Annotated in this window: 27 protein-coding genes, 3 pseudogenes and 1 riboswitch; of the genes and pseudogenes, 25 read left to right on the top strand and 5 right to left on the bottom strand. The window is 33.6% G+C overall.

The window, feature by feature from the left end:
- The first annotated feature begins 303 nt into the window (after nt 1-303).
- The 3 genes from BAQ46_RS03120 to cbpA all read left to right on the top strand — a co-directional run bounded on the left by BAQ46_RS03120 (nt 304) and on the right by cbpA (nt 4,268).
- Entirely contained in the window at nt 304-2,640 is a 2,337-nt protein-coding gene (locus BAQ46_RS03120) for an NEAT domain-containing leucine-rich repeat protein (RefSeq protein ID WP_084638293.1), read from the top strand.
- 249 nt (nt 2,641-2,889) lie between these two features.
- Complete coding sequence (locus BAQ46_RS03125) at nt 2,890-3,519, top strand: class II aldolase/adducin family protein (protein ID WP_000895995.1); 630 nt, start codon at nt 2,890-2,892, stop codon at nt 3,517-3,519.
- Between the two features lie 125 nt (nt 3,520-3,644).
- Nucleotides 3,645-4,268 carry a cyclic di-AMP binding protein CbpA gene (cbpA, locus tag BAQ46_RS03130; RefSeq protein WP_001264219.1) on the top strand — a complete coding sequence of 208 codons (624 nt, stop codon included), beginning with the start codon at nt 3,645-3,647 and terminating at the stop codon, nt 4,266-4,268.
- Between the two features lie 67 nt (nt 4,269-4,335).
- Here cbpA and BAQ46_RS03135 read toward each other — a convergent pair whose 3' ends face one another.
- Complete coding sequence (locus tag BAQ46_RS03135; protein ID WP_001234121.1) at nt 4,336-5,106, bottom strand: divergent polysaccharide deacetylase family protein; 771 nt, start codon at nt 5,104-5,106, stop codon at nt 4,336-4,338.
- 336 nt (nt 5,107-5,442) lie between these two features.
- On the opposite strand from BAQ46_RS03135, the gene BAQ46_RS03140 reads away from it, so the two are divergent.
- A complete protein-coding gene (locus BAQ46_RS03140) occupies nt 5,443-5,724 on the top strand; it encodes an aspartyl-phosphate phosphatase Spo0E family protein (RefSeq protein ID WP_000493391.1) in 282 nt (93 codons plus the stop codon).
- Between the two features lie 29 nt (nt 5,725-5,753).
- On the opposite strand, the gene BAQ46_RS03145 is transcribed toward BAQ46_RS03140, so the two are convergent.
- Nucleotides 5,754-7,250 (bottom strand): DUF3149 domain-containing protein, encoded by a 1,497-nt coding sequence (locus BAQ46_RS03145; protein WP_071741611.1) that lies wholly within the window; start codon nt 7,248-7,250, stop codon nt 5,754-5,756.
- A gap of 190 nt (nt 7,251-7,440) precedes the next feature.
- On the opposite strand from BAQ46_RS03145, the gene BAQ46_RS03150 reads away from it, so the two are divergent.
- From BAQ46_RS03150 to BAQ46_RS30995, 4 genes are all read left to right on the top strand, one after another.
- On the top strand, nt 7,441-7,887 hold the full coding sequence (locus BAQ46_RS03150; RefSeq protein WP_000203342.1) for a MarR family winged helix-turn-helix transcriptional regulator: 447 nt from the start codon (nt 7,441-7,443) through the stop codon (nt 7,885-7,887).
- Nucleotides 7,888-8,048: 161 nt separating this feature from the next.
- Nucleotides 8,049-9,743 (top strand): M3 family oligoendopeptidase, encoded by a 1,695-nt coding sequence (locus BAQ46_RS03155; RefSeq protein ID WP_000008565.1) that lies wholly within the window; start codon nt 8,049-8,051, stop codon nt 9,741-9,743.
- A gap of 138 nt (nt 9,744-9,881) precedes the next feature.
- On the top strand, nt 9,882-10,415 hold the full coding sequence (locus tag BAQ46_RS03160; RefSeq protein ID WP_000941973.1) for a DinB family protein: 534 nt from the start codon (nt 9,882-9,884) through the stop codon (nt 10,413-10,415).
- A gap of 99 nt (nt 10,416-10,514) precedes the next feature.
- Complete coding sequence (locus tag BAQ46_RS30995) at nt 10,515-10,631, top strand: DUF6254 family protein (protein WP_000066280.1); 117 nt, start codon at nt 10,515-10,517, stop codon at nt 10,629-10,631.
- 11 nt (nt 10,632-10,642) lie between these two features.
- Here the strand turns inward: BAQ46_RS30995 and kinB are convergent, their stop codons facing one another.
- Nucleotides 10,643-11,851, bottom strand: coding sequence for a sporulation sensor histidine kinase KinB (gene kinB / locus BAQ46_RS03170; protein ID WP_001993722.1), 1,209 nt, complete (start codon nt 11,849-11,851; stop codon nt 10,643-10,645).
- Between the two features lie 207 nt (nt 11,852-12,058).
- A riboswitch (PreQ1 riboswitch) is annotated at nt 12,059-12,102 on the top strand.
- Nucleotides 12,103-12,195: 93 nt separating this feature from the next.
- Here kinB and queC point away from each other — a divergent pair.
- From queC to queF, 4 genes are read left to right on the top strand one after another with little or no spacing between them, the layout of a single operon-like run.
- Nucleotides 12,196-12,858, top strand: a complete 663-nt coding sequence (gene queC, locus BAQ46_RS03175) for a 7-cyano-7-deazaguanine synthase QueC (RefSeq protein WP_000711607.1) — start codon at nt 12,196-12,198, stop codon at nt 12,856-12,858.
- Complete coding sequence (gene queD / locus BAQ46_RS03180) at nt 12,858-13,349, top strand: 6-carboxytetrahydropterin synthase QueD (protein ID WP_000368413.1); 492 nt, start codon at nt 12,858-12,860, stop codon at nt 13,347-13,349. Before queC ends, queD begins: the two co-directional genes overlap by 1 nt.
- Nucleotides 13,342-14,058 carry a 7-carboxy-7-deazaguanine synthase QueE gene (gene queE / locus BAQ46_RS03185; protein WP_000036283.1) on the top strand — a complete coding sequence of 239 codons (717 nt, stop codon included), beginning with the start codon at nt 13,342-13,344 and terminating at the stop codon, nt 14,056-14,058. The genes queD and queE overlap by 8 nt, the downstream gene beginning before the upstream one ends.
- 18 nt (nt 14,059-14,076) lie before the next feature.
- Complete coding sequence (gene queF / locus BAQ46_RS03190; RefSeq protein ID WP_064476718.1) at nt 14,077-14,574, top strand: preQ(1) synthase; 498 nt, start codon at nt 14,077-14,079, stop codon at nt 14,572-14,574.
- Nucleotides 14,575-14,629: 55 nt separating this feature from the next.
- On the opposite strand, the gene BAQ46_RS03195 is transcribed toward queF, so the two are convergent.
- Nucleotides 14,630-14,815: a YkvS family protein gene (locus tag BAQ46_RS03195; RefSeq protein WP_001165081.1), complete on the bottom strand. Its 186-nt coding sequence runs from the start codon at nt 14,813-14,815 to the stop codon at nt 14,630-14,632.
- Nucleotides 14,816-15,047: 232 nt separating this feature from the next.
- On the opposite strand from BAQ46_RS03195, the gene BAQ46_RS03205 reads away from it, so the two are divergent.
- Together BAQ46_RS03205 and BAQ46_RS03210 are read left to right on the top strand one after the other, a co-directional pair.
- Nucleotides 15,048-15,230: a hypothetical protein gene (locus BAQ46_RS03205; protein ID WP_001997014.1), complete on the top strand. Its 183-nt coding sequence runs from the start codon at nt 15,048-15,050 to the stop codon at nt 15,228-15,230.
- A gap of 88 nt (nt 15,231-15,318) precedes the next feature.
- Nucleotides 15,319-15,921: a histidine phosphatase family protein gene (locus BAQ46_RS03210; protein ID WP_071741612.1), complete on the top strand. Its 603-nt coding sequence runs from the start codon at nt 15,319-15,321 to the stop codon at nt 15,919-15,921.
- A 33-nt stretch (nt 15,922-15,954) separates the two neighbouring features.
- On the opposite strand, the gene BAQ46_RS03215 is transcribed toward BAQ46_RS03210, so the two are convergent.
- Nucleotides 15,955-16,533: a GNAT family N-acetyltransferase gene (locus BAQ46_RS03215; RefSeq protein WP_071741613.1), complete on the bottom strand. Its 579-nt coding sequence runs from the start codon at nt 16,531-16,533 to the stop codon at nt 15,955-15,957.
- A 245-nt stretch (nt 16,534-16,778) separates the two neighbouring features.
- Here BAQ46_RS03215 and BAQ46_RS03220 point away from each other — a divergent pair, with 245 nt between their 5' ends.
- The 11 genes and pseudogenes from BAQ46_RS03220 to BAQ46_RS03275 all read left to right on the top strand — a co-directional run bounded on the left by BAQ46_RS03220 (nt 16,779) and on the right by BAQ46_RS03275 (nt 24,891).
- Nucleotides 16,779-16,973, top strand: a complete 195-nt coding sequence (locus tag BAQ46_RS03220) for a hypothetical protein (RefSeq protein ID WP_000356683.1) — start codon at nt 16,779-16,781, stop codon at nt 16,971-16,973.
- Nucleotides 16,974-16,998: 25 nt separating this feature from the next.
- Nucleotides 16,999-17,316, top strand: a complete 318-nt coding sequence (locus BAQ46_RS03225; RefSeq protein ID WP_000502211.1) for a hypothetical protein — start codon at nt 16,999-17,001, stop codon at nt 17,314-17,316.
- A gap of 477 nt (nt 17,317-17,793) precedes the next feature.
- On the top strand, nt 17,794-18,153 hold the full coding sequence (gene nrdI / locus BAQ46_RS03235; RefSeq protein WP_000959450.1) for a class Ib ribonucleoside-diphosphate reductase assembly flavoprotein NrdI: 360 nt from the start codon (nt 17,794-17,796) through the stop codon (nt 18,151-18,153).
- Nucleotides 18,140-19,267: pseudogene (locus tag BAQ46_RS03240) on the top strand (ribonucleotide reductase N-terminal alpha domain-containing protein); the annotation flags it as partial. The gene nrdI and the pseudogene BAQ46_RS03240, both read left to right, overlap by 14 nt.
- A 382-nt stretch (nt 19,268-19,649) precedes the next feature.
- Nucleotides 19,650-20,600 carry a ribonucleotide reductase large subunit gene (locus BAQ46_RS03245; protein ID WP_074543497.1) on the top strand — a complete coding sequence of 317 codons (951 nt, stop codon included), beginning with the start codon at nt 19,650-19,652 and terminating at the stop codon, nt 20,598-20,600.
- A 154-nt stretch (nt 20,601-20,754) separates the two neighbouring features.
- Nucleotides 20,755-21,333 (top strand): annotated as a pseudogene (locus BAQ46_RS03250) (ribonucleotide-diphosphate reductase subunit beta); the annotation flags it as partial.
- 189 nt (nt 21,334-21,522) lie between these two features.
- On the top strand, nt 21,523-22,290 hold the full coding sequence (locus BAQ46_RS03255) for a nuclease (protein WP_001997017.1): 768 nt from the start codon (nt 21,523-21,525) through the stop codon (nt 22,288-22,290).
- Nucleotides 22,291-22,425: 135 nt separating this feature from the next.
- Nucleotides 22,426-22,821, top strand: a pseudogene (locus BAQ46_RS03260) (ribonucleotide-diphosphate reductase subunit beta); the annotation flags it as partial.
- 215 nt (nt 22,822-23,036) lie between these two features.
- Nucleotides 23,037-23,417, top strand: coding sequence for a GntR family transcriptional regulator (locus BAQ46_RS03265; protein WP_000687513.1), 381 nt, complete (start codon nt 23,037-23,039; stop codon nt 23,415-23,417).
- A complete protein-coding gene (locus BAQ46_RS03270; protein WP_046197214.1) occupies nt 23,414-24,112 on the top strand; it encodes an ABC transporter ATP-binding protein in 699 nt (232 codons plus the stop codon). Before BAQ46_RS03265 ends, BAQ46_RS03270 begins: the two co-directional genes overlap by 4 nt.
- Nucleotides 24,109-24,891 carry a hypothetical protein gene (locus BAQ46_RS03275; RefSeq protein WP_000838770.1) on the top strand — a complete coding sequence of 261 codons (783 nt, stop codon included), beginning with the start codon at nt 24,109-24,111 and terminating at the stop codon, nt 24,889-24,891. The genes BAQ46_RS03270 and BAQ46_RS03275 overlap by 4 nt, the downstream gene beginning before the upstream one ends.
- Nucleotides 24,892-24,903 lie beyond the last annotated feature (12 nt).

A 24,903-nucleotide genomic window follows, 5' to 3' on the forward strand; every position in this document is an offset into this window, starting at 1 on the left:
CATATAATTTACCAATACAAAAAAAGTTGGTCGAAGGAAAGAAGGGGAAGTATGTCAGAACGGATATATAATAAACTTGTATTGTATGCAAATATTTTGCAAAAAATTGGTGTCATCAATGAGAAGGAGAAAAATGAAATTCTTCATACGATAGGTAAAAAAGCTCTTTGAATAAAGGGCTTTTTTATTTTTTGCCTTTAAAAATATAAATTTAATGTAATATTCTCGTTGACATCGATAATGATATTCATTATCATTTATTTATGAGTAATTGATAATGTTTATCAATTATAAAGATTATATATGATAGGGGATATTATTTTGAAAAAAAATTATATGAAGGCGCTAGTAGTAGCGACAACATTAGCAATTCCATTTGCTGCATACTCTACTCCAGCGTTAGCAGCAATAAAAATTGAAGCAAACCAATCGGTAGCGGCAGCTAGTGAACGTACATACGATACTGAGATTAAAATATATAAGGATCAAAAAGACGAGCCATCTATGGTTTCTCAATATATAAAAGGTCCTAAAGTAACGATTGCGGATGGGAAAAAAATTGTAACTGTAACAATGCAAGATAGCGATTATTTTCAATACCTTAGAATAGAGGATAAAAACCAACCTGGCGTATTTCATGATGTGAAAGTTTTGTCAGAAGATAAGAGGAAGAATGGAACGAAAGTAGTTCAATTTGAAATTGGCGAGTTTGAGAAGAAGCACAATATGCAAATGCATATACTTATTCCGGCTATTGGATATGATCACAAATATCAAGTTCAATTTGAAATTAAAGATCCAACTGTAGGTGACAAAGAAACAGAGAAACGAGATGATAACTCTAATTCAGGCAATATGGAGACGGATCATCCAGTTGATAATCAAAATATGATAACAGATAATAAATTAAGAGAGCTTGTTAATAAAAAGGTATTTAATAGAAAAGATTTAAATACACCAATCACGAAAGAAGAGTTATTACAAGTAAAGGACTTGTTTTTAAATACGAATGAGATACTGGATTATAGTGCATTAAAATATATGCCAAATTTAAAATCTTTAACAGTTGCGAATGCGAAGATAAAAGATCCATCATTCTTTACGAGCTTAAAACAATTGAAACATTTAGCTTTACGTGGTAATGAATTTTCAGATGTAACACCACTTGTTAAGATGGATAATTTAGATTCTCTTGATTTAAGTAATAATAAAATTACGAACGTTGCACCACTAATTGAAATGAAAAATGTAAAAAGTTTATATTTATCAGGTAACCAAATAGAAGATGTAACAGCATTAGCGAAAATGGAACAACTAGATTACTTGAATTTAGCAAATAATAAAATTACGAATGTTGCGCCATTAAGCGCGTTGAAAAATGTAACATATTTAACTTTAGCAGGTAATCAAATTGAAGATATTAAACCGTTATATTCATTACCTTTAAAAGACTTAGTATTAACACGTAATAAAGTAAAAGATTTATCCGGTATTGAGCAAATGAAGCAATTAGAAGAATTGTGGATCGGGAAAAATGAAATAAAAGATGTTACTCCTCTAAGTAAGATGACCCAGTTAAAACAATTACACTTACCTAACAATGAGTTAAAGGATATTACTCCATTATCAAGTCTAGTAAACTTACAAAAGCTTGATTTAGAAGCGAATTATATTTCAGACTTAATACCAGCTAGCAATTTGAAAAAGTTAGTATTCTTAAGTTTTGTTGCAAATGAAATTCGTGATGTTCGACCAGTTATAGAACTAAGTAAAACAGCCTATATCAATGTTCAAAATCAAAAAGTATTTTTAGAGGAAACAGAAGTAAATAAAGAAGTAAAAGTACCTATATACGAGAAAGATGGTAAAATCTCTACAAAAGTTCGTTTAAAGAGCGAAGGTGGTACGTATAGTAATGATGCAGTTAAGTGGAGTACACCGGGTGAGAAAGTATATGAATTTGGTGTAAAAGATCCATTTGCGGATACAGGAATCTTCTTCACAGGATCTGTGATTCAAAATGTGGTAGAAAGTAAAGAAGATAACACTTCTAAAGAAGACAATAATTCTAAAGAAGACAATAATTCTAAAGAAGATGAAAAAGTAGGAGTAGTAGAATTTAAAGATGTACCAAAAGGACATTGGTCAGAGGAAGCAATTCATTATTTAGCGAAAGAAAATATTTTTAAGGGATATGGAAATGGACAATTTGGATTTGGGGATCGTATTACTCGTGGACAAGTTGCGTCTTTAGTACAAAGGTATTTGAAATTAGAACATAAAGTAGAGCAGAAAGAGAGATTTACAGATACGAAAGGACATATGTTTGAGCAAGATATTGCTACAGTTGCGCAAGCTGGAATTATGCAAGGAGATGGTACTGGGGAGTTTCGTCCAGATGGAGTATTAACTCGATACGAAATGTCTGTAGTATTATATAAAGTATTTCAGCTAAAAGAAGATGAAAATAATAAAGTGAACTTTAATGATGTACCAACTGGTCATTGGGCAGAAGAATATGTGAAAGCGTTAGCGGACAATAACATATCAAAAGGTGATGGAAAAGGAAACTTTTTAGGTGATGATTTTGTAACACGTGAACAATATGCACAGTTCTTATATAACGCAATGACGAAATAAAAGATGAGAAAATACGTTATTCTTTGATTGAAAAAGAATAACGTATTTTTTATGTATAAAATGAAATAGTCAAGATACATGAGTATAGACATATGAATAGCCCTTTTTAAAGAAGAGACGTGAAACTATATTGACAAAAAGGCGTTCTCATGTGATAATTCAATTAAATTTTTAGAATAATCAAAAAAATACTCCTTTTACATAGAAAGGATTCGAACATTATATGAATATTACGCCGGGGGTGACGAAATGTTATTTTTTCTAAAGAAATGGAATGAATTAAAAGATGTGAAATCTGAACTAGCACTTCGTGATTGGTTTTATGGTACAAAAATTAGCTTATCACTTTGTACGTCAAAAGAGCCGTTAACTTTTTTAGTAAACGTTGAAGGAAGAGATAAAGGGTTATTTTCAGAAGAAGATTTTATTGTTGTAAACTGTATGTGTGAACCAGTATTTGAAAATGAAGAAAAACCAGCTGCGGAATCATTTATGCATGCAGATATTTATAAAAAAAGTAGTGCAGAATGTATTTTACAAGTACAGACTGTAGATAGTCATTTAATATCAGAGTTGTATGGAGAAAAAGGGGAAGTAACATTCGATAAACGTAGCGTGGAACGTGTTTTTGGAAAAGAAGGTATAACAGAAATGACAATTCCCATTGTAGAAGATGAGAAAAAATTCGCAGATTTATTAGAGAATAATGTGCCGAATTTTATTGAAGGTGGAGGAGTAGTTCTCGTTCATAATTATGGCATGATTGTGTGGGGAAAAACTCCAGAATACGCGAAAAAATGGTTGGAGGGTATAGAATATTTAATGAACTACCATGTAAAATTGTTAATGATAAAAGGTGCAAAGAGCTCTGTTATATGAAATGTTTGTGATGTCGTTACAAGTCAATAAGTAAATGAAAGCGTTTTAAAAATAATTTTACTCATAAAATATAGGTCTCCTTATTATATATAGATTACATGTTGACATGTAAGGAGGAACATATTTTGCGAGTTAAATATCATTTTCTGCCAAAACAGCAAGTAACATTTTGCAAAATGAACGATTCAGGTAAGAAGGCTCTGCAAATTATGAATGAAACGGGATTTCGAGCAATCCCTGTATTAGCAGAAGATGAAAAGAAATTCATGGGGATTATTTATAAAGTGGATCTTTTAGAAAAGAAGTGTAATGGTGGATTAGAGGAATTAAGTACGGAACATATGCTGGAAGATTCCACTGCATTTATTTTTGAAAAGGACTCTTTTTTCAGAGCATTTTATGTTATTCGTCGTTTGCCGTTTTTAGCTGTATTAAATGATTATAATGAATTTGTTGGCATCTTAACTCATTCCAATATATTTGATGTTATTGAGGATTCATTTGGTATGCGGACGGGTGGTTATATATTAACAATTGCAACACAAGATTGTAAGGGAACGATTAAAGAACTTGGGACATTGTTGAAAGCATTTCATATCGGTGGACTATTTACGCTAGATAACGGCGATCAATATATTCGCCGCGTTATTGTCAATATAACAGATGAGTTAAATGAAAAAAGATTAAAGCAATTAATCGAAAAAATAGAGAAAAAAGGATTCAGGGTGAGTCATGTAGATTATATTTAAGATGAAAAGGAAAGGGAGCAATTTGCTATATGCAGATTGCTCTCTTTTTTAGTTTGAGTCATGAATCTTATTTTGAAACAGGAGGCGGAGATAATGCTAAATCGGATAAAAAAATAAAATCTGCATGTTCACGAATTTTAGGAATAGAGGTTTCTATAACACGTGATGTAATTTCACCTGGAGGCCCAACATGTCCGATAGCTACCATAATCGGTTTTTCTTGAAGTTTTTTAATGAGTAATTGGGCTTGTTTTGAAATATGTGCCGCTGTGTACACGTCATCAAAAAATAATTGATTTTCAATAATTGGTACTCCTAATTCTTTCCCGATTTTTGGGACGACACTCTTAGGATTTGTTTTGCTATCTAAATAAAATAAACCGTGTTTTTTACAAGCTGCGAGTATAAGTCGTACAATTCTTTCGTCTGCAGTCACCTTTGATCCCATATGATTATTCATCCCAATTGCATGTGGTACTTCTTGAATCGCTTGTTCGAGTCGATTATTTATTTCTTCGTCGCTTAAATCAGTTGTAATTGCTTTTGGTCCAAGCCATTCTTTTTTACCTTTAATCGGTTCCATTGGCATATGTATAATAACTTCGTGTCCTTTCTTATGAGCCGCTATCGCATCTTCCTTTGTGGAAGGAAGAAAAGGCATAACAGCAACAGTTAGTGGAATAGGAAGTGATAACATTTTATCAGTTCCTTTCATATTATTGCCGAAGTCATCAATGACAATAGCTACTTTATTTGTATGGGCTTTAGCCTCAATAGGAAACAAGAAGGCTGGTAAAAACATAGTCAAAATAAGCAATGCAATCGTATATTTGCGCATATAACTATTTCCTTTCTATATTATCAATCACCATTATGGTTTGCGTTTTTATATAAATTAAACAAAAAATGTCGAAGAAAAGTATATGGAAAATAGGGAATCCGCTATTTAATTGGTGTTTGTAAAAAAAGGAGATAAAAAAATTGTCTATTATTGCGAATGTATTTACAAAGATAGAATAATTTGTAATAATTCTCAAAGTGAGGGTAAAGATTTGTAAATTACAGGGAGAAAATGTTTAATTTTCTGATTCTTCAAATTCAAATATGATAAGCAGTTAAAAGTTCAATGGAGAAGTGAAGTAGAGAGCATGGAAGTATAATAAGGGGGATATGAATGTTTACTGCAAAAAGGAAGTACACATTAGAAAAGCTTTCACGTGATATTCATATGAAACGTGAAGAGATGATTCAATTAGGTTTAACGAGTGGGTTAAATAGTACGGAGACGATTCAAGTTAGTCAAGAATTGGACAAGCTTATTTTACAGTACCAGTGTTATAAAGAAAAACAAACACCAAAATGGTTATCAATTATAAAGGTACCTATTTTTCAAATTGGGTATGAAGGGAAATCAAGTAATTTTTGGCGAATGCTTGTGGCTGGTTTTATGAAATAAGTATAATTACCCTTTAGGGATAAGGATAATTATACTATGTGTAACGGAATTTCGATATGAACTGTCGTTCCTTCGTTTTCTATACTGTTAATAAAAATATGCCCGTTGTACATCTCTATAATTCGTTTACATATGACAAGTCCAAGACCTGTTCCAGTATCTTTATTAGTAAAGAACGGATGAAAGAGGTGTTTTTGAATATGTTTTGGAATCCCTTTTCCAGTATCTATAATTTGCAATTGTGCGTGTGTTTCATTGTTTGTTACGAAAATAGTTAGTGTATCGCCAAAAGTCATAGCTTCAATTGCATTTTTTGTAATGTTTAAAACCACTTGTTTCATATGGTCTTTCGAGCATCGGATATGAACAGGACGGTCTGGCAAATGTAAATGGAATACAATATTATGTAGATTCGCCTCAGATTGAATAATTAATGCTACCTCATTTAGAATGGTTCTCACATCATATGTTTGTTCAATGATTGCAGTTGGCTTTCCCAGAATAAGAAATTCACTTACAATTTCATTAATTCGTTCTATTTCTTGTTCGATGATGGAAAAATAGAACTGATCTTGTTCATCTTTATATTTCTCTTTTAATAGAGCGACGAGCCCTTTAATTCCGGTAAGTGGATTACGGATTTCGTGGGCGGTACTAGCTGCAAAAGTTCCAACTAATTCAATTTTTTGTAGTTCATTTTGTTGTCTTTCTAGTTTTGTTTGTCGTTTTAACAACATATATTGAGCGAGTAAAAATAAAATTGACATTAAAAATAAAGTAGCTATACATTCTACGGCAACCCACTGGTTTAAAGTTTTTTGATGAATAGGTAACGGAGAAACAGAGACCTTCCAATCTAATCTTTGGAGTGGAGTAGTAAGCATATTAGAATGTGCATCACTTGTTTCGTTATTATCATCGGTTAGAAAAACTACATTATACTTATCAGTTACTTCAAAATGGTATTGTGGCTTAATGGCATTTAAAGATGATGAAATGTAGTCAAAGCGTAAACTTGCTAACAATAAGCCTGAGAGCTCCTTCTGTTTATTAAAAATGGGGGAAGCAATCATAATAGCTTGATGGCCAAGAACACGATCTGTAATGACGGATGATACAGTTGTTTTCTTAGTTTGTAATGCGTTTTGAATATATTTACGATCTGAGACATCAACAGGTGGTCGGTCACCTTCCGATGCGATTGTAATGATACCTTCTGGTGTAGCGTAATATAGACCAGAAAAACGTGCATCGTTTCCATCTGTATCATGTACAATTTCTTTCATCCCATTAATATTTCCAGTCTCGGTTCCTACGACCTTTGCGAGCATTTCTAGGGCAGAAATTGCTTCGCCAAGGTGGTGATCTAAATAGTCTCTATATAAAAAGAGAACCGTATGGGCAACTTGTTTATTTTCTTGTTTCATTTTATACGAATGATATGAATAAAATGTAGCACCAATCCCTGTTGTTGGTAGGATAACAAGCAATATATATAAAACTATGCTGTGGAATTTGAATTTCAAATTTGGTACTCCTTCTTTTTTATTATCATTATATATAAACTATGTTAAAATTGTCATGTTTTTATTCAAGAATCATTCATAATATATTTGGGGAGAGATAATGAATGAGTGAATACTCATTCGGAATTTATATGAAGTACTATTTTGTTCTTTTTATTATTGAGAATTTAAGTGAAGGGTTGAAAGTTGTATGACATCAAATAATGAACGAGAAGATATTTCTCAATCTTTAAAAGTATTTATTGCATTATCTCGTGTACATCGTTCTGTTATGGATACGACAAATAAGTCTATACAAAGTAACGGTTTAAATCCAACTGAGTTTGCTGTATTAGAACTGCTATATCATAAAGGCGGTCAACCACTTCAGCAAATTGGTGAGCGTATTTTAATAGCTAGTGGCAGCATTACATATGTTGTAGATAAGTTAGAGAAAAAGGGATTAGTAAAGAGAATTCCATGCCCGAATGACCGACGTGTTATTTATGCACAATTAACTGAATCTGGAGAGAACTTTATTTCTTCTATTTTTCCAGGGCATGAGCAAGTTATTCATCAGTCTTTTGAAATGTTAACGAAAGAGGAAAAGGAAGAATTACTGGATCTATTAAAAAAGATTGGAAAGTATGAAAAGTAATAATATGTTCCAAAGGAGCTTTGGATAAAGAAATCCAAAGCTTTTTTGTTTACATGTAATGATGGCAGTATATGCCGTATTTTGTTGAAGAATAAGAGGAGATTTGGAAGTAAGTATTGAATTATAGTAAAGGATGCATTTAATGGAGAGGAGGCTCGTTCATGTCATTTAAAGACTATGAATATAAAAGGCCAAATATTGAAGAATTAAAAGAGAAGTTTACAGCTGCTTTAGAGAGGTTTGATAACGCAAAAACTGTAGAGGAACAAAAACAAGTCATTCATTCAATTAACGAAATTCGTAACGATTTTGGTACAATGGGGAATCTTTGTTACATTCGTCATTCTGTTGATACAACAGATGCTTTTTATAAGAAAGAGCAAGATTTCTTTGATGAATTCTCTCCAGTTGTACAAGGATATGGTACAAAATATTATAATGCGTTAATTCATTCTCCATTCCGTGAAGAATTAGAAGCGTATTATGGAAAGCAATTATTTGCTCTTGCGGAGTGTGATTTAAAAACATATTCTGATGAAGTCGTGAAGGATTTACAATTAGAGAATAAATTGTCTTCACAATATACACAATTATTAGCATCTGCAAAAATTAATTTTGCAGGAGAAGAAAGAACTTTATCACAGCTTATTCCATTTATGCAAGGGAAAGAGAGAAGTGAACGTAAAGCAGCAAGTGAGGCGTATTACGGATTTTTAGCTGAGAATGAAGAAGAGTTAGATCGTATTTATGACGAGCTTGTTAAAGTGAGAACGAAAATCGCCAAATCTTTAGGTTTCAAAAACTTTGTTGAACTTGGATATGCAAGAATGTATCGTACAGATTATAATGCGGAAATGGTAGCAAATTATCGTCAGCAAGTGCTAGATTATATCGTTCCCGTTACAACGGAATTGAGAAAACGTCAACAAGCACGTATCGGTGTAGAGAAGTTAGCATATTACGACGAAAACTTTGAATTCCCTACAGGTAACCCAACTCCAAAAGGAGATGCGGATTGGATTGTTAATCATGGAAAAACGATGTATAAAGAGTTATCGGCTGAAACAGATGAATTTTTCAATTTCATGTTAGATAATGATTTATTAGATTTAGTTGCGAAAAAAGGAAAAGCTGGCGGTGGATATTGTACATATATTGAGAATTATAAAGCGCCGTTTATCTTCTCGAATTTTAACGGAACGTCTGGTGATATTGACGTATTAACACATGAAGCAGGCCATGCTTTCCAAGTATACGAAAGTCGTAAATTTGAAATTCCAGAATATAATTGGCCAACATATGAAGCGTGTGAAATTCACTCTATGAGTATGGAATTCTTCACATGGCCATGGATGAAGTTATTCTTTGAAGAAGATGCAGATAAATATTACTTCTCTCACTTAAGTTCAGCACTTCTGTTTTTACCGTATGGTGTATCTGTTGATGAATATCAACATTATGTATATGAAAACCCTGAAGCATCACCAGAAGATCGTAAGACAGCATGGCGTAATATAGAGAAAAAGTATTTACCGCATCGTGATTATGAAGATAATGATTATTTAGAGCGCGGTGGATTCTGGCAACGTCAAGGACATATTTATAGCTCGCCGTTCTACTATATTGACTACACGTTAGCGCAAATTTGTGCACTGCAATTTTGGAAACGTGCAAGAGATAATAGACAAGAGGCGTGGGAAGATTATGTGAATCTGTGCCAACAAGGTGGAAGTAAATCATTCTTGGAATTGGTAGAGGTTGCCAATTTAACATCGCCATTTGCTGAAGGCTGTGTGAAAAGTGTTATTACAGAAATCGAAGCATGGCTACAAGCAATTGACGACACAAAATTGTAAAAAACATGCGCTTTTTTTCACATGTTTAACATCGACATAATGAGAAAATGATGAGATAATAAAAGAAAATTCAGAATACTAAAGAGGTGTTTCTGATAAGGAGCGCCTCTTTTCACCAACAAAAGGGGGGAAAGAAGTATGCTTCAATCTAATATGGATGTGAGTTTAGAAAGTTTAGTGAACTCATTACAGTCTACCCGAAGCACGCTATTGTCAGAAATTGAAATGTTAAATGATACAGAAGTGAATGTAAAGCCACGTCGTGATAAATGGAGTATTATTCAAATTTTGCATCACTTGCATTTAGTTGAACAATCTGTCACGTCTGCCCTTGTATATGCCTTACAAAAAAATGAAAGAAACACGACTCCATTTAAAGACCTCCAACTTACGCTGGATCGCACACATAAACGAGAAGCTCCTCAGCAAATGAAACCAACAGAAACGCTAATGAAAAAACAGCAAGGAATCCAATTACTAGAACATTCACGACAAGAACTATTACATGCGCTTCATAGCGTTATAGATGAAAAAGACCTATTTGAAAATGGGTTAAAGCATCCTGTTTTTAATGATCTGAATTTATATCAGTGGGTTCAATTTCTTGATTTGCATGAACAAAGACATCTTACGCAGTTAAAAGAAGCGAAACACGCAATTTTACAGCGATAATTAGGAAGAAGTGGGAGACCACTTCTTTTTCATATGTGCATAGTTTTTCTTCTTATTTTGGAATACTACAGAGAGAAAGAAAAGAAGGAGTTGAAAAGTATGTCCAATAAAAAGAAAGAAGAAGAGCGCGCTTGGAAAGCACGTAAAGAAAATCAAAAACCACATGGAAAAGTGAAAGCTTTTGCTGAATTAGTTGAAGGAACAGAAAAAACGTGATGAGTATTTCATCACGTTTTTTGTATGAGTGGAAAAGTTAATAAGAAAGTTGTACCTGTACCTTTTTCACTTATAATATCAATTTTTCCGTTCATAGCTTGCACAACACTGAATACGACCATCATTCCAAGACCAGTACCTTTTTCTTTTGTTGAATAGAAAGGGGATCCAAGACGTTTTACTTGTTCTTGATCCATACCAACTCCTGTATCTTTTATATATAATTGAATATGCTTATGATCAGGAACTAATGTGAAATAAAGATCACCGCCTTTTGGCATGGCCTCAATGCAGTTTTTTAAAATATTTAACAAACATTGATTTAGTTTTTGTTTTTCTCCCGCGATAAAAAAAGAAGTACTTTGCTTTATATAATGTGTACGCACATTTGTTAAATTAGCAAGCGGTGTAATTAACGATAATGCATGCAGTAGTTCTTCTTCTAACTGTAATGTTTGTTCTTTTTCAATACTTGGTTTTGCAAAGGTTAAATAATCTGTAAGAACGTGATTTGCTTGTTCGATTCCGTTGATGGCTATGTCAATATATAATTTTCGCTCTTGCTCAGTGCATGTACCTGACTGCAAAAGTTGTAAAAATCCTTTTGTTGAAGTTAACGGATTGCGAATCTCATGAGAGATGGACGCTGCCATTTCGCCAATTAAATGAAATTTTTCAGCATTCATAAGTTCGTTTTGGAGACGAACTTGAGTTTGTAATATGTGTAGTAAATATAAAATAAGAATCGTACCAAGTATCGTACATAACTCATACACAATAATATGTGGTATATAATCAGTCTTATTTGTAACCTTTGAAAGGAAGAAAGGTATCCAACTCAATCCGTATGTGAGACTGTATATAATAGCGAGTATTATTTTTATACGATTAGAAGTTCGATTGAAAAATTTATATGTAAATAGTAGAACAATAAATAGAAGGATAGAACCGATAAGCGATGGGAAAACACCTATTCCTCCTAATAAGAAGCGATATATATTTAATACAACTAATATTGATCCACCAGCAATAGGACCTCCGGTTAATGTACCGACAACTAATACGATATGACGCATATCAAATTGAAATCCATAATTTGTTTTTGCTGCGAAAGTGATACATAGTATAGTAACGAGGCAGCATAATACAATAAATATAGCTGAATTTAATTTAGGAGAGCGTTTCCCTTTTTGATTCCAAAATAAATGGTATACGAGCATTGTAACAAGGATGAATAATATATTTAGAAAGAGATAAATAATAAAGGATTTCAGTGGGATGCCTCCTCTCTTCTTATAGTAAATTAATCATACTATAAAATGAAAGAAATGAAATGAGAAATAGCGGAAAAATCAGAAATTTTTTCTGGTAGTATACAATATGTTACAATAAGCTTTGTCAATGAAAGAAGGAATTCCGTGCAATGCACGGGAGAGGTTCGCGAACTCCCTCTATAAAAAACTATGGAAACAACAATATCTTTAGGTATTGTTTTGTTTTTTTATTGTGACAGTTCAAGAACGTTCTTTCTTCTTATTCGTAGTAGAGAAGGAGAATGAGTGAAATGAAAAAAGAAAAGGCAGTTGTTGTTTTTAGTGGAGGACAAGATAGTACGACATGTTTATTTTGGGCAATGGAGCAGTTTGCAGAAGTAGAGGCTGTAACGTTTAATTACAATCAACGTCATAAGTTAGAAATTGATTGTGCAGCGGAAATTGCAAAAGAGCTAGGAATTAAACATACAGTACTAGATATGAGTCTATTAAATCAACTTGCTCCAAATGCGTTAACGAGAACGGATATGGAGATTACACATGAAGAAGGGGAATTACCATCGACGTTTGTAGATGGACGAAATTTACTATTCTTATCATTTGCTGCTGTATTAGCAAAACAAGTTGGAGCACGTCATATTGTAACGGGTGTATGTGAAACTGATTTTAGTGGTTATCCAGATTGCCGTGACGTGTTTGTGAAATCGTTAAACGTTACTTTAAATTTATCCATGGATTATCCGTTTGTGATTCATACACCACTTATGTGGATTGATAAAGCGGAAACATGGAAATTATCAGATGAACTTGGAGCATTCGAGTTTGTTCGAGAAAAAACATTAACATGTTATAACGGAATCATTGGTGATGGTTGCGGTGAATGTCCAGCATGTCAACTTCGTAAAGCAGGATTAGATACGTACCTACAAGAACGCGAAGGAGCGAGTAACTAATGGATAATTTCTTTGGATTTCGCATCGTAGAAAATTTGCAAAAAATGGACAAGGATATTCAGCGTAAACAGCTCAAATATCATAATAAACGAGTAATGGTCAGCAAGGAATTTACATTTGATGCAGCACACCATTTACACTGTTATGAAGGGAAATGTAAAAACTTACATGGTCACACATATAAAGTTGTATTTGGGATTAGTGGATATGTAAATGAAATCGGTCTTGCAATTGACTTTGGAGATATAAAAGAAATTTGGAAGAATGAAATAGAAATTTATTTAGATCATCGTTATTTAAACGAAACGTTACCAGCGATGAATACAACTGCTGAAAATATGGTCGTTTGGATTTATGAAAAGATGGCAGAAGCGTTAACAAAAGATAATCGTGTGAATGAATATAAAGGAGCTCGTGTTGAATTTGTTCGTCTATTTGAGACTCCGACTAGTTATGCAGAAGTAAGACGGGAGTGGATGCTCGATGAGTAAAATCCCTGTCTTAGAAATATTTGGTCCGACTATTCAAGGTGAAGGAATGGTTGTAGGACAAAAGACGATGTTTATCCGTACAGCTGGCTGTGATTATAGCTGCGCTTGGTGTGATTCTGCTTTTACGTGGGATGGATCGGCTAAAGATCAAATTAGACAGATGACAGCAGAAGACGTTTGGAATGAGCTTGTAGAAATTGGCGGCGAAAATTTTTCTCATGTTACGATTTCAGGTGGAAATCCGGTATTGTTGAAAAATATTGAGTTTCTTCTTTCTATATTAAAAGAGAATGGAATGCGAACGGCAATCGAAACGCAAGGGAGCAAATGGCAAGATTGGTTACTTGAAATTGATGAAATAACGATTTCTCCGAAGCCGCCAAGCTCGACGATGAATACTGATTTTCAGAAGTTAGATGATGTAATTCAGAAGCTAGCAGGAAAAGATATTAGCTTAAAGGTAGTAGTATTTGACGATTATGATTTTGAGTATGCAGTTAAGATGCACGAACGTTATCCAGATGTACCATTTTTCTTACAAGTAGGAAATGATGATACAAAAACTGTGGATGATGCGATGTTGATTAAAAAGCTATTAGATAAGTATGAGTGGCTTATTGAAAAAGCGGTTAACTGCAAAGAAATGAATAATGCAAAAGTATTGCCGCAGCTTCATGCGTTAGTATGGGGAAATAAACGCGGAGTATAATGAGAAGGGATGTTTAAAATGGCAGGAAGATTAGATGAAGATTTAAAAGATGTAACATTATTAGGAAATCAAAATACAAAATATTTATTTGAATATAGCCCAGAAATTTTAGAGGTTTTTGATAATAATCATCCAAACCGTGATTATTTTGTAAAATTCAATTGTCCTGAATTTACAAGCTTATGTCCGAAAACAGGCCAACCAGATTTTGCGACAATTTATATTAGCTACATTCCAGAACAAAGAATGGTAGAGAGTAAATCTTTAAAACTATATTTATTTAGTTTCCGCAATCATGGTGACTTCCACGAAGATTGTATGAACGTTATTATGAATGACTTAATTAAATTAATGGATCCACGTTACATCGAGGTATGGGGTAAATTCACACCACGTGGAGGGATTTCAATTGATCCTTACTGTAACTACGGTCGCCCAGGAACGAAGTATGAAAAAATGGCTGACTACCGCATGATGAACCATGATTTATATCCAGAAACAATTGATAATCGTTAATATATAATAGAAAGAAAGGATCTGTATGTTATACAGATCCTTTCTTTCTATTATATTATGCATTTTGATTAATGACAGTATAGTTTTTATGACTAACAACTGTAAGAGGTTCCATATCTAGTTCTCTAAAATTCTCCATAATTGTTATATCTACAATAACAGAGTTTTGATTTACTTTTTGAACACGGCCTTGCATTCCACCTTTAAATTCAATGATATCTCCAGTTTCTGCGATCTGCATAAGCAACTCTCCTTGTTACAGTTTTTCCAAAAAAGAATAATTTGGGATTTTTTATTTTCCTTTATTTTGAACTATGTTTCCTGTTTTGTAAATGTTTTCAAAGTAAAAATTCGAAAAATATTCACTTTTTGTAAGAAAATATGTAGAAAAGCCATGTTTTTTGAGAAAAAATAGGAGAAATGAAAAAATCTTTATATAGAGTTATAATAAAGAAATACAATAACCTATTAAAGTGGGAGAAATTAGAGGCGGTAAAATGATGTTTGAATTTGTGGGGAGTGTTATAGCATTAATTTTATTTGTATTTTCTTATATACATTTAAAAAAGATTCGTCATCATGAAACGACTACATATTTTGATGGGATGGATGGTATACATGCTGGGGTCACACATGAGAGTGGCGGGGATATGTAAAGGTGTATAACTTTCTTTTTTTGCGTGGTATGATATGTAAAAATAGTACATAATAGAGTTCGTAAGTGATGAATGGAGAGTGGAAAGAATGAAGATTTCTTTTATTCGTCATGGTCGCTTAAATCGTACTATAGAACCAATGACGGTTACATCCTTTCATGAATGGATGAAAGGATATGACTTACATACTATAACAGAAAAAGCACCTATACCAATGGAAACAAGAGAAGTGGTTGAGGCAGCAAAATTGATTGTATCAAGTGATCAACGGTGTGCTGTACAGTCAGCAGCTGAATTAATGGATTCTTTATCGTTTATACAAAATCCTCTCTTTAGAGAAGCTGCAGTTCCCACGAGCTTTTATGCTCCGAAATGGATAAAATGCAAGCCTAACGTATGGATGTTTATCGGACGAACATTATGGATACTTGGTTACCATAAAGATGTTGAGTCTTATAAGGAAGCAAGAGAAAGGGCAAAGCAGGCGGCTTACGTATTACACCGTTACGCTCTCGTACATGGAAGTATTGCTCTTGTAGGTCATAATTATATGAATGGAATGATTGGTGCCGAACTGAGAGCGATGGGGTGGTCTGGTTCTCCTATCTTGCACAGAGAGCCATGGGGATGTACAACATATACGTTTCATGAGGCGATGAATGGAAATGTATTAAATACGAATTTAATATAAAAGCACACGATTTATATAAATCGTGTGCTTTTTTTAAGATACAGAAATTTTGATGTTTAATGGTTTTACGAGATGTGCATAAGGTTCGCCTACAAGCATAACGATTTGATCTTTTTTATAACCTAGTTTTTCGTATAGTGAATAGGCACGTTTGTTTTCTAAATTAACAAGTAATGCGATTTTTTCATACTCCTTTTCAGTTGCATGTATTTCAGCAGCTTCAATTAATTTAGAACCAATTCCTTTTCCGCCATATACACTTGAAACGGATAAAGTATCAATGTAATATTCATCAAGCTCGGCTTCTTTTTCTAACGTAATCGATTCATCTTTATGTAATTCTCTTAAGTGATGTACGATTGGTGCATCAAGCATTGTTGCTTCACTACCGTGATAAGCGACAATAACTCCAACTGCATCCCCGTCTTGTTCATATACAAAACAGTTTTCATAGCTCAGTCGATTTTTCTCTTTTGAGAACCATGTTTCAAGTCCTAGTAATACTTCTGTCTCAACTGTGCTACCTGTGATTTTTTCAGCAATTTCGTGCAGAGCGTTATACAATAAAGGTGCTACCAGTTTCGCATCTGTCTTTTTTGCTTTCCGAATCATAGTATCCCTCCTAGTTCTATTCATATATTGTAGCATAGCGGTGTGAAACTTTGCATAATTGAATGTCGAAATGTTTGATATAGAGAAGTAGCTATGTTAGTATATGATATTTAGTGGACATATAATTAAGAGATATCTTTTGAAAAATAATGAAAATGAAATGAAGGTATAGCATCTGGATAATTTTACAGTTGTTGACCTATAGAATATAAGTTAAAATAAAATATTGCATAGAGGTGAAATACATGGATAAAGAATTAGCAAATACAATTTTGGATCAGCTGAAAAATGGTGAAATAAAGGAGTATGTTGTTACGAAAGATGTATTTTATACGTTCAGAGAAGTTTTAGTAAATCGAGAAGACTTTAAACATTTCATTGGTAACGCACAGCGCGGCGGACAAGTCATTTATACATACTCAGAAACGCCACGTTCGTAACTAGAAGAATATAGGGAGGAGACTTATGGGCGATTTTAAACAAGGCATATTACCGCATTGGGATTATATGTGGAAAGATAGAGCCGGCAACCGATTTATGGGAATGGTCATGTATCCAGAGAAAAGAAAGTGTTCGACAAAAATGCTTCAGAAAATAAAAAGAGCATATGAAGAGGCTGTAGAAATTAAAGTAACTGTACAAGTTCAACATACATGTCAGTACGTTGAAGGAATGATTGTGTACTTTGATGAAGAAGCTCCTGTATGTACAATGATTGATAAAGATGAAAATCCACATCATATATTTGTAAAAGATATTTTGCGTATTGAGCACTCTGCATAATCTTTTCATAAATAAGTTGAATTTCCATAATAATAATCTTTTTCTATAATAGTTATCTTTTAGTATGTAACGCGAATCGAAAGTATATGTATAATATTTAATAAAGTAAAGTTGATAAATGTAATCGTTTTTTAGAACAGATTATCGTTTCATGTCTGTTCTTTTTTGCGTGATGCTGGAGAAATATATTCCTCCAGCATTTGCCGTTTTATGACAAAATATATTGTTAACTTTTTTTAAAATAAGGTTAAATTCGTTGACAACTTTTTTGAAAAGCACTTTATTGACATGAGTTTTAGAATGTTGTTTCATAGTCATTGTATTGAAAAAAATCGACGGTCTTGTCGAAAAGTAAAAGTTAAAAAAAAGAAAGAATTTATACATATATCTTGTGTCTTATTTTGAAACGTAATACAATATATAGAGAAATCAAGAAACAACATACAGAGAGTATAGATTGAAAAGGGAGGGTCGGAAATGTTAGTTGCATATGATTCTATGACAGGAAACGTGAAGCGTTTCATCCACAAATTAAATATGCCGGCCGTTCAAATTGGTGAAGATCTAGTAATAGATGAAGACTTTATTTTAATTACGTATACAACAGGTTTTGGCAATGTACCAGAACGTGTTTTAGAATTTTTAGAGCGCAATAATGAAAAATTAAAAGGCGTATCTGCAAGCGGCAATCGTAACTGGGGAGACATGTTCGGTGCAAGTGCTGACAAAATTTCTGCTAAATATGAAGTGCCTATTGTATCAAAATTTGAGTTATCAGGAACAAATAACGATGTAGAATATTTTAAGGAAAGGGTGCGGGAGATTGCGACACATTGAACTGAATAATGAAATCACGCAAATGCAGGACGGTTTTTATCAGCTTCATAAAGATAAAGAGGCATTAGAAGTCTTTATGGAAGAAGCTAGAGAGAATACCGTTCATTTTAATAGCGTGGCAGAGCGAATGGAGTATATGAAAGAACATGATTACTATTACAACGTTCTGGACGAGTATAACTTGGAGGAAGTAGAAGAGGTATATAACATCGCTTATGGTGAAAACTTCGAGTTCCAATCTTATATGGCAGCATCTAAGTTCTACAAAGATTATGCGTTAAAAACAAATGATCAAAAACAATACTTAGAAAGCTATGAAGATCGTGTAGCAATTGTGTCATTATACTTAGGACGCGGTGATGTTGCGAAGGCAAAACAATTCGCAAGCATGATTGTCAAACAAAACTACCAACCAGCGACACCAACCTTTTTAAATGCGGGAAGAAGCAGAAGAGGAGAAATGGTGTCTTGTTTCTTGTTAGAGATGGATGATAGCTTAAATTCAATCGGCTTTAACATTAATACTGCAATGCAATTATCAAAAATCGGCGGAGGAGTAGCTTTAAACTTATCTAAGCTACGCGCACGCGGTGAGCAAATTAAAGGTATCGACAACGCTGCAAGTGGTGTAGTACCTGTTATGAAGTTACTTGAAGATTCGTTTTCATATGCGAATCAGCTTGGCCAACGAAAAGGTGCTGGCGCAGTATACTTAAACATTTTCCATTGGGATATTATTGAATTCCTTGATACGAAAAAAATAAATGCCGATGAGAAGAGCCGTATTCAGTCTCTATCAATCGGAATTATCGTTCCAAGTAAGTTCTTTGAGCTTGCTGAGAAAAACGAACCTTTCCATGTTTTCGCGCCTTATACGGTGTATAAAGAATACGGAAAGCATTTAGATGATATTGATATCGATGAAATGTACGATGAATTAATGAGCAATCCGAAAGTGAAGAAGAAGCCGCTAGATATTAGTGCGCGTGATATGCTTATTAAAATTGCTATGATTCAGCTTGAGTCGGGTTATCCGTACTTAATGTTTAAATCAAATGCAAATAATCAACATCCACTGAAGGATATTGGAACTGTGAAGATGTCGAACTTGTGTTAAATATGTAGCACCTTCTAGTAGAAATGCTAGTCGAAAACTCCGTTAAACGGGGAAAGCCTCAAATTTGAGGTAACCTACCGTGCTAAATCTTATCTTAGAATGAAAATATAAAAGTTCAGAATGTATCTTATTATTTTGTATAGCAGAGTTATGGGACAACATAAAGTAATAAGAGACTTTCTGAAAGATTAAGATAAGTAAAAGCCTAACGACTATCCCTTATGGGAGTAGAGCGCAAGCGATTGGCGTTCGAAAAGCGGAGCACCTAATCAGGTAATGCTGTAGGTGATGATATAGTCTGTCCTGTATGGTGACATACAGCAGTTGCATGAGCAACGGACTGAGGAGTAGCGAACTCGGTTGAACATTCGAGACAGAAATCTTCCAGCTTCAAGAAACTTCTGAAATAAATGATTACGGTACAGATGACATTATTCGTCGTGATATTAACTGTAACTTAGGATCGTTAAATATCGTAAATGTAATGGAAAACAAAGAAATTCGTGAAGCGGTTCATGCGGGAATGGAAGCTTTAACAGCTGTTTCTGATATGACGATTATTCCGAATGCACCAACTGTGAAAAAAGCTAATGATGAGCTTCATTCAGTAGGGCTTGGCGCAATGAACTTACACGGATATTTAGCAAAAAATAAAATCGCTTATGAAAGTGCAGAAGCGAAAGAATTCGCTCGTACATTCTTTATGATGTTAAATTACTACTCTATTGAGAAAAGTATGGAAATCGCTAAAGAAAAAGGCGAGACATTTAAAGACTTCGATAAATCTGATTATGCGAATGGCACATACTTTGAAAAGTATGAAACGACAGATTACAGTCCAGTAACTGAAAAAGTTCAGCAATTATTTGAAGGAATTCATATTCCAACAAAAGAAGATTGGACAAGTTTAAAAGAGCAAGTACAGAAGAATGGTTTATATAACTCATATCGTCTTGCTATCGCTCCTACGCAATCAATCAGTTACGTTCAAAATGCAACTTCAAGCGTAATGCCGATCGTAAGTCAAATCGAATCAAGAACGTATGCGAATGCGACAACATATTATCCAATGCCGTATTTATCAAAAGATACGTTCTGGTACTATAAATCTTCTTACGATATGAATCAGTTTAAATTAATTGATTTAATCGCAGAAATTCAAGAACATATTGACCAAGGTATTAGTACAATTCTTTACGTTAATAGTGATATTTCAACACGTGAATTAGCACGTTACTACATCTATGCACATAAAAAAGGCTTAAAGAGTCTGTATTATACGAGAACACGTAAATTAAGCGTGGAAGAGTGTGTGGCTTGTACCGTTTAATGGCATATTGCCATACTAAATGAATAACCCAAAAGTATGAGCAGGGTTATGAACCCTGCTCATACTTGGTTTGTTCTACTAAACGGTTAGCTTTTCATTATTAGATGGAAATTTAACCGTTCAGTAGAACAATAATAGATATAGGGGTGATTCAATGCGCGCTGTTAACTGGAATAAAAAAGAAGACGATTTCAGTTTAATGTTTTGGAAGCAAAACATCGCTCAGTTTTGGACAGAAGAAGAAATTGCGGTTTCGTCTGACAAAAATACTTGGGTGCAATTATCGAAAGAAGAGCAAATTGCTTATAAGCGTGTATTAGGTGGTTTAACACTTTTAGATACGAAACAAGGTGGCGAAGGAATGCCTCTTGTACTTGTTCATCTTGAAAATTTACAAGCAAAAAGTGTATTAGCTTTCATGGGTGCTATGGAAGAAGTACATGCGAAGAGTTACAGTCATATTTTCACAACGTTAGCTACTGAAGAAGAAATCGATGATATTTTCGAATGGGTAGACAACCATCCGTTACTTGAGAAAAAGGCTGGTATTATTACAAGTTACTATCGTCGTTTATTAAAGCCTGAAGTAACGAAAAAAGAGTTATACATGGCAATGGTAGCAAGTGTGTTCTTAGAAAGTTACCTATTCTATAGTGGATTCTTCTATCCACTTTACTTAGCTGGTCAAGGAAAACTAACAGCAAGTGGTGAGATTATTAACCTTATTATCCGTTAACTAATAGCGGCTTTTGGTAGAGATACCAATTGAAAAACCCTTTTAATTGCTGGGAACCCCTATTGTAAATTTATCTGTTATATTATTGATGAATACATACATTCAGGTTATTCTCTAACTATCAATGGATGGAAAGGAGAATAGCTGATAGGGCAATCAGCAGCGAAGCCTTTATCTAGCGATAACATGTACGGAATTTACTATTTGAAAATCAATGGGAAGTATTATATTGGTAAAGATGTGCAAGTTTCGAATTTAAAACGAATTAAGGAACATATGTGGATGTTAAAGAGTGGCACACATTATAATAGGTATTTACAAGCAGCATACTGTAAATATGAATTCACCTTAGAATATGGAGTTCTAGAGGAGATAGAATGTTCATTGGAAGAATTGAGTGAGATTGAACAACAGTATATTTGGCAGTATGATTCTTATAATAATGGCTATAATTTAACTTTAGGTGGAGAAGGATTGGGTGGAATTAAATTCACTGAAGAACAATTAGAAAAGAAAAGACAACGTGTTATAGGTGAAAAAAATCCACAATCCAAAATTACAGATGCGCAATTTTTTGAGATTGTAGAATTATTAAAGGACGGCAAGACAAACCCAGAAATTGCTGAAATATATAATCTTCATCCTAATTATGTGTCTTTAATTCGACATAAGAAACGTTTTAAACATCTTTGGGAAAAAGTGCGAAATTATATTCCGGTAAAATCTGAGCACCAACTGAAAACAAGGGGACGTGTTACTCTTGAAATGTTTTTGGACATTGTTCAGATGTTACAAGCCGGTGAATCAAATGCATCCATTGAAAGAAAACATGGGTTATCGAGCGGCACAGGAAGCCGTATCAGACACCGAAAGCTGTATAAACAGTGGTGGGTGCGATACGTAGATAAAGGAACGTTCAACGACTATCCCAATGGCGGTGAAATTCCGCAATAGGAGTAGGGCCAAGCGGTGGGTGAGAATCCCTTAAATCGAAATGGAGGGCTACCTGAGAAGGTAGATGATATAGTCTCTTCTTACAGGAAACTGTAAGCTGTATAAACGGCATAGGAGTAGCGAATCTATGTGAAGGTAAAGGATGAGTCAATTCACGGCGTATTCGTCGGTATTTTAGCACAACAAATCTTCGCGGAACTTTCTGCAGAAGATCAACAAGAAGTGCAAAAAGAAACGCAAGAGTTATTAATGGAACTATATGAAATTGAAATGGCATACACAGAAGAAATTTACACTTCTATTGGCCTTGTAGAGGATGTAAATCGTTTCGTTCGTTACAATGCGAATAAAGGACTTATGAACTTAGGACTTGAGCCAAAGTTTGAAGAAGAAGAAATTAACCCAATCGTTTTAAATGGTTTGCGTACAGATACGAAAAACCATGATTTCTTCTCTGTAAAAGGAAATGGTTACGTAAAAGCGACGAACGTTGAAAAGTTATCTGATGATGACTTCGTGTTTAATTTTTAATATATGATCATAAAGAAAAGCTGTCTTATTCATTGATAAGACAGCTTTTCTTTATGGTTTTGTTTACATAACACTATTATTTTCATATAACGATTTCTGTTGAAAAATTCTATCCAGCTAACGGATAGAATTTTTTTGTAAGTAAATGGGTATTTACAATCCTTTTGTATCGGTGTATTATTTAACTAGTACACCGATACAAAAGGAGGGAAGAAATGAAAATAGAGTTTTCTCCAAATACACCAATTTACATTCAGGTAATGGAATACATAAAAAAAGAAATCGTAACAGGACATTTATTGCCTGGTGATAAAATTCCCTCTGTACGTGAATTAGCGAGTGAATTACAAGTAAATCCAAATACGATCCAGCGTACATTTCAAGAGCTAGAACGAGATGGGGTTGTTGTAACACGTAGGGGAATGGGACGATATGTAACGAATGAAGGGGAGAAAATTATGGAGCTGCGAAAAGAGATGGCGAAAGAATTACTTCATTCTTTTATAGATGGAATGGACAATTTAGGTTTTTCAGAAGAAGAAATTCTTACAATCCTTCGTTCTTCATTACATGAGAAAAGGGAGGAGAGCGAATGACAGAGCTATTAAAAATAGAAAACTTATGGAAGAGATACGGATTAAAAGCAGTGATTCGTGAATTAAACATAGAGATTACCGAAGGAAAAATTGTTGGACTTGTTGGAGATAACGGGAGCGGGAAAACGACGTTATTGAAAATGATTGCTGGTCTGCAGCATCCATCGCAAGGTAGTATTACAGTAGCTGGTAAAAAGGTAGGATTAGAAACGAAAGAAATTGTTTCTTTTATGTCTGATAAGTCAGTATTTGATGAGTGGATGACTGTAAAAGATTCTTTGTTTTTCTACCGAGACTTTTATAAAGACTTTGATATTCAAAAAGCGGTAGATACGATAGTAGAATTTAAAATACCACTGGAAGAGAGAATTACAGCATTATCAAAAGGGATGGTTGAAAAACTTCAAATCATTTTAACGTTTTCTCGGAGGGCGAAATTATATGTACTAGATGAGCCGCTTGGAGGGATTGACCTCGTTTCTAGAGAACATGTATTAGATTTAATATTACAATTTTATAGAGAAGATTGTACAATGTTAATTTCCACTCATCTAATAAATGAAATTGAAAATATCTTTGATGAAGTGATCTTTTTAAAAGATGGAGAAATTGTACTATATGAGAATGTAGAAGACCTTCGTTTTCAGAGAGGAAAAGCAGTTCATGAATTGTTTAAGGAGGTGTTTAGTAAGTGAAGTCGTTACTTTCTTATTTATGGAATGTGAATAAGAAAAAATATATTGTTACTTTTTTAATTTTTGTGTTAATTGAAGCGATTTTATTTTCACAAATGATTGTAAAAAAGAGTGAGACAGCTGTTGTGAAACAAGAAGCGATATTCGGATTTATTATTATGATCTTCATGTTTTATGTGTTGTATATGTTTTTACAAACGATGAAGTCATGTTCACGTTTACTAACAAATCCATTGTTACGGGTTGCGGCGATATCTGGGAAACAATATGTTTTTTCTATCCTCACCTTCTTTTTTATTGTAATGGCTATATGTTATGGCATATGTGGAATTCTTTTCTATGTAGGTTATGTATTAGCATTTCCTACGACGTATGTATATATAGATGCACAAGAAATTATGCAAGTAGGTATAGTAAAGAATTTAATATATACAATGAGTGATTTGTTTGAATTTTTATTTGCGGTGTTACAAATTTTCTTAGTAGTTACTCTGGTTAAATTGCTTACTAAGAAGAAAAAGATACAAAAAATATTAATTGTTATTATTTCTCTAATTGTAAGTATAGCGATTACTTTAGTGACAACATTGCTAGGGAAATTAGCCCCAGCTTTCCAAGGATTGCGAAGAGAAGAATATCGTAGTGAAAGTAAAGGTCTATTTATTGATATGTTTCAAGAAAATGGATTAAACATTTTTAATATAAGTTTTATGGTGATTGTTAGTGCTCTAATCGTATATGTAATTGCTTATATAATCGATAAAAAACTAGAAGTCTAAAGGAGGAATCAG

Source organism: Bacillus paranthracis (assembly GCF_001883995.1).
GTDB lineage: Bacteria > Bacillota > Bacilli > Bacillales > Bacillaceae_G > Bacillus_A > Bacillus_A paranthracis.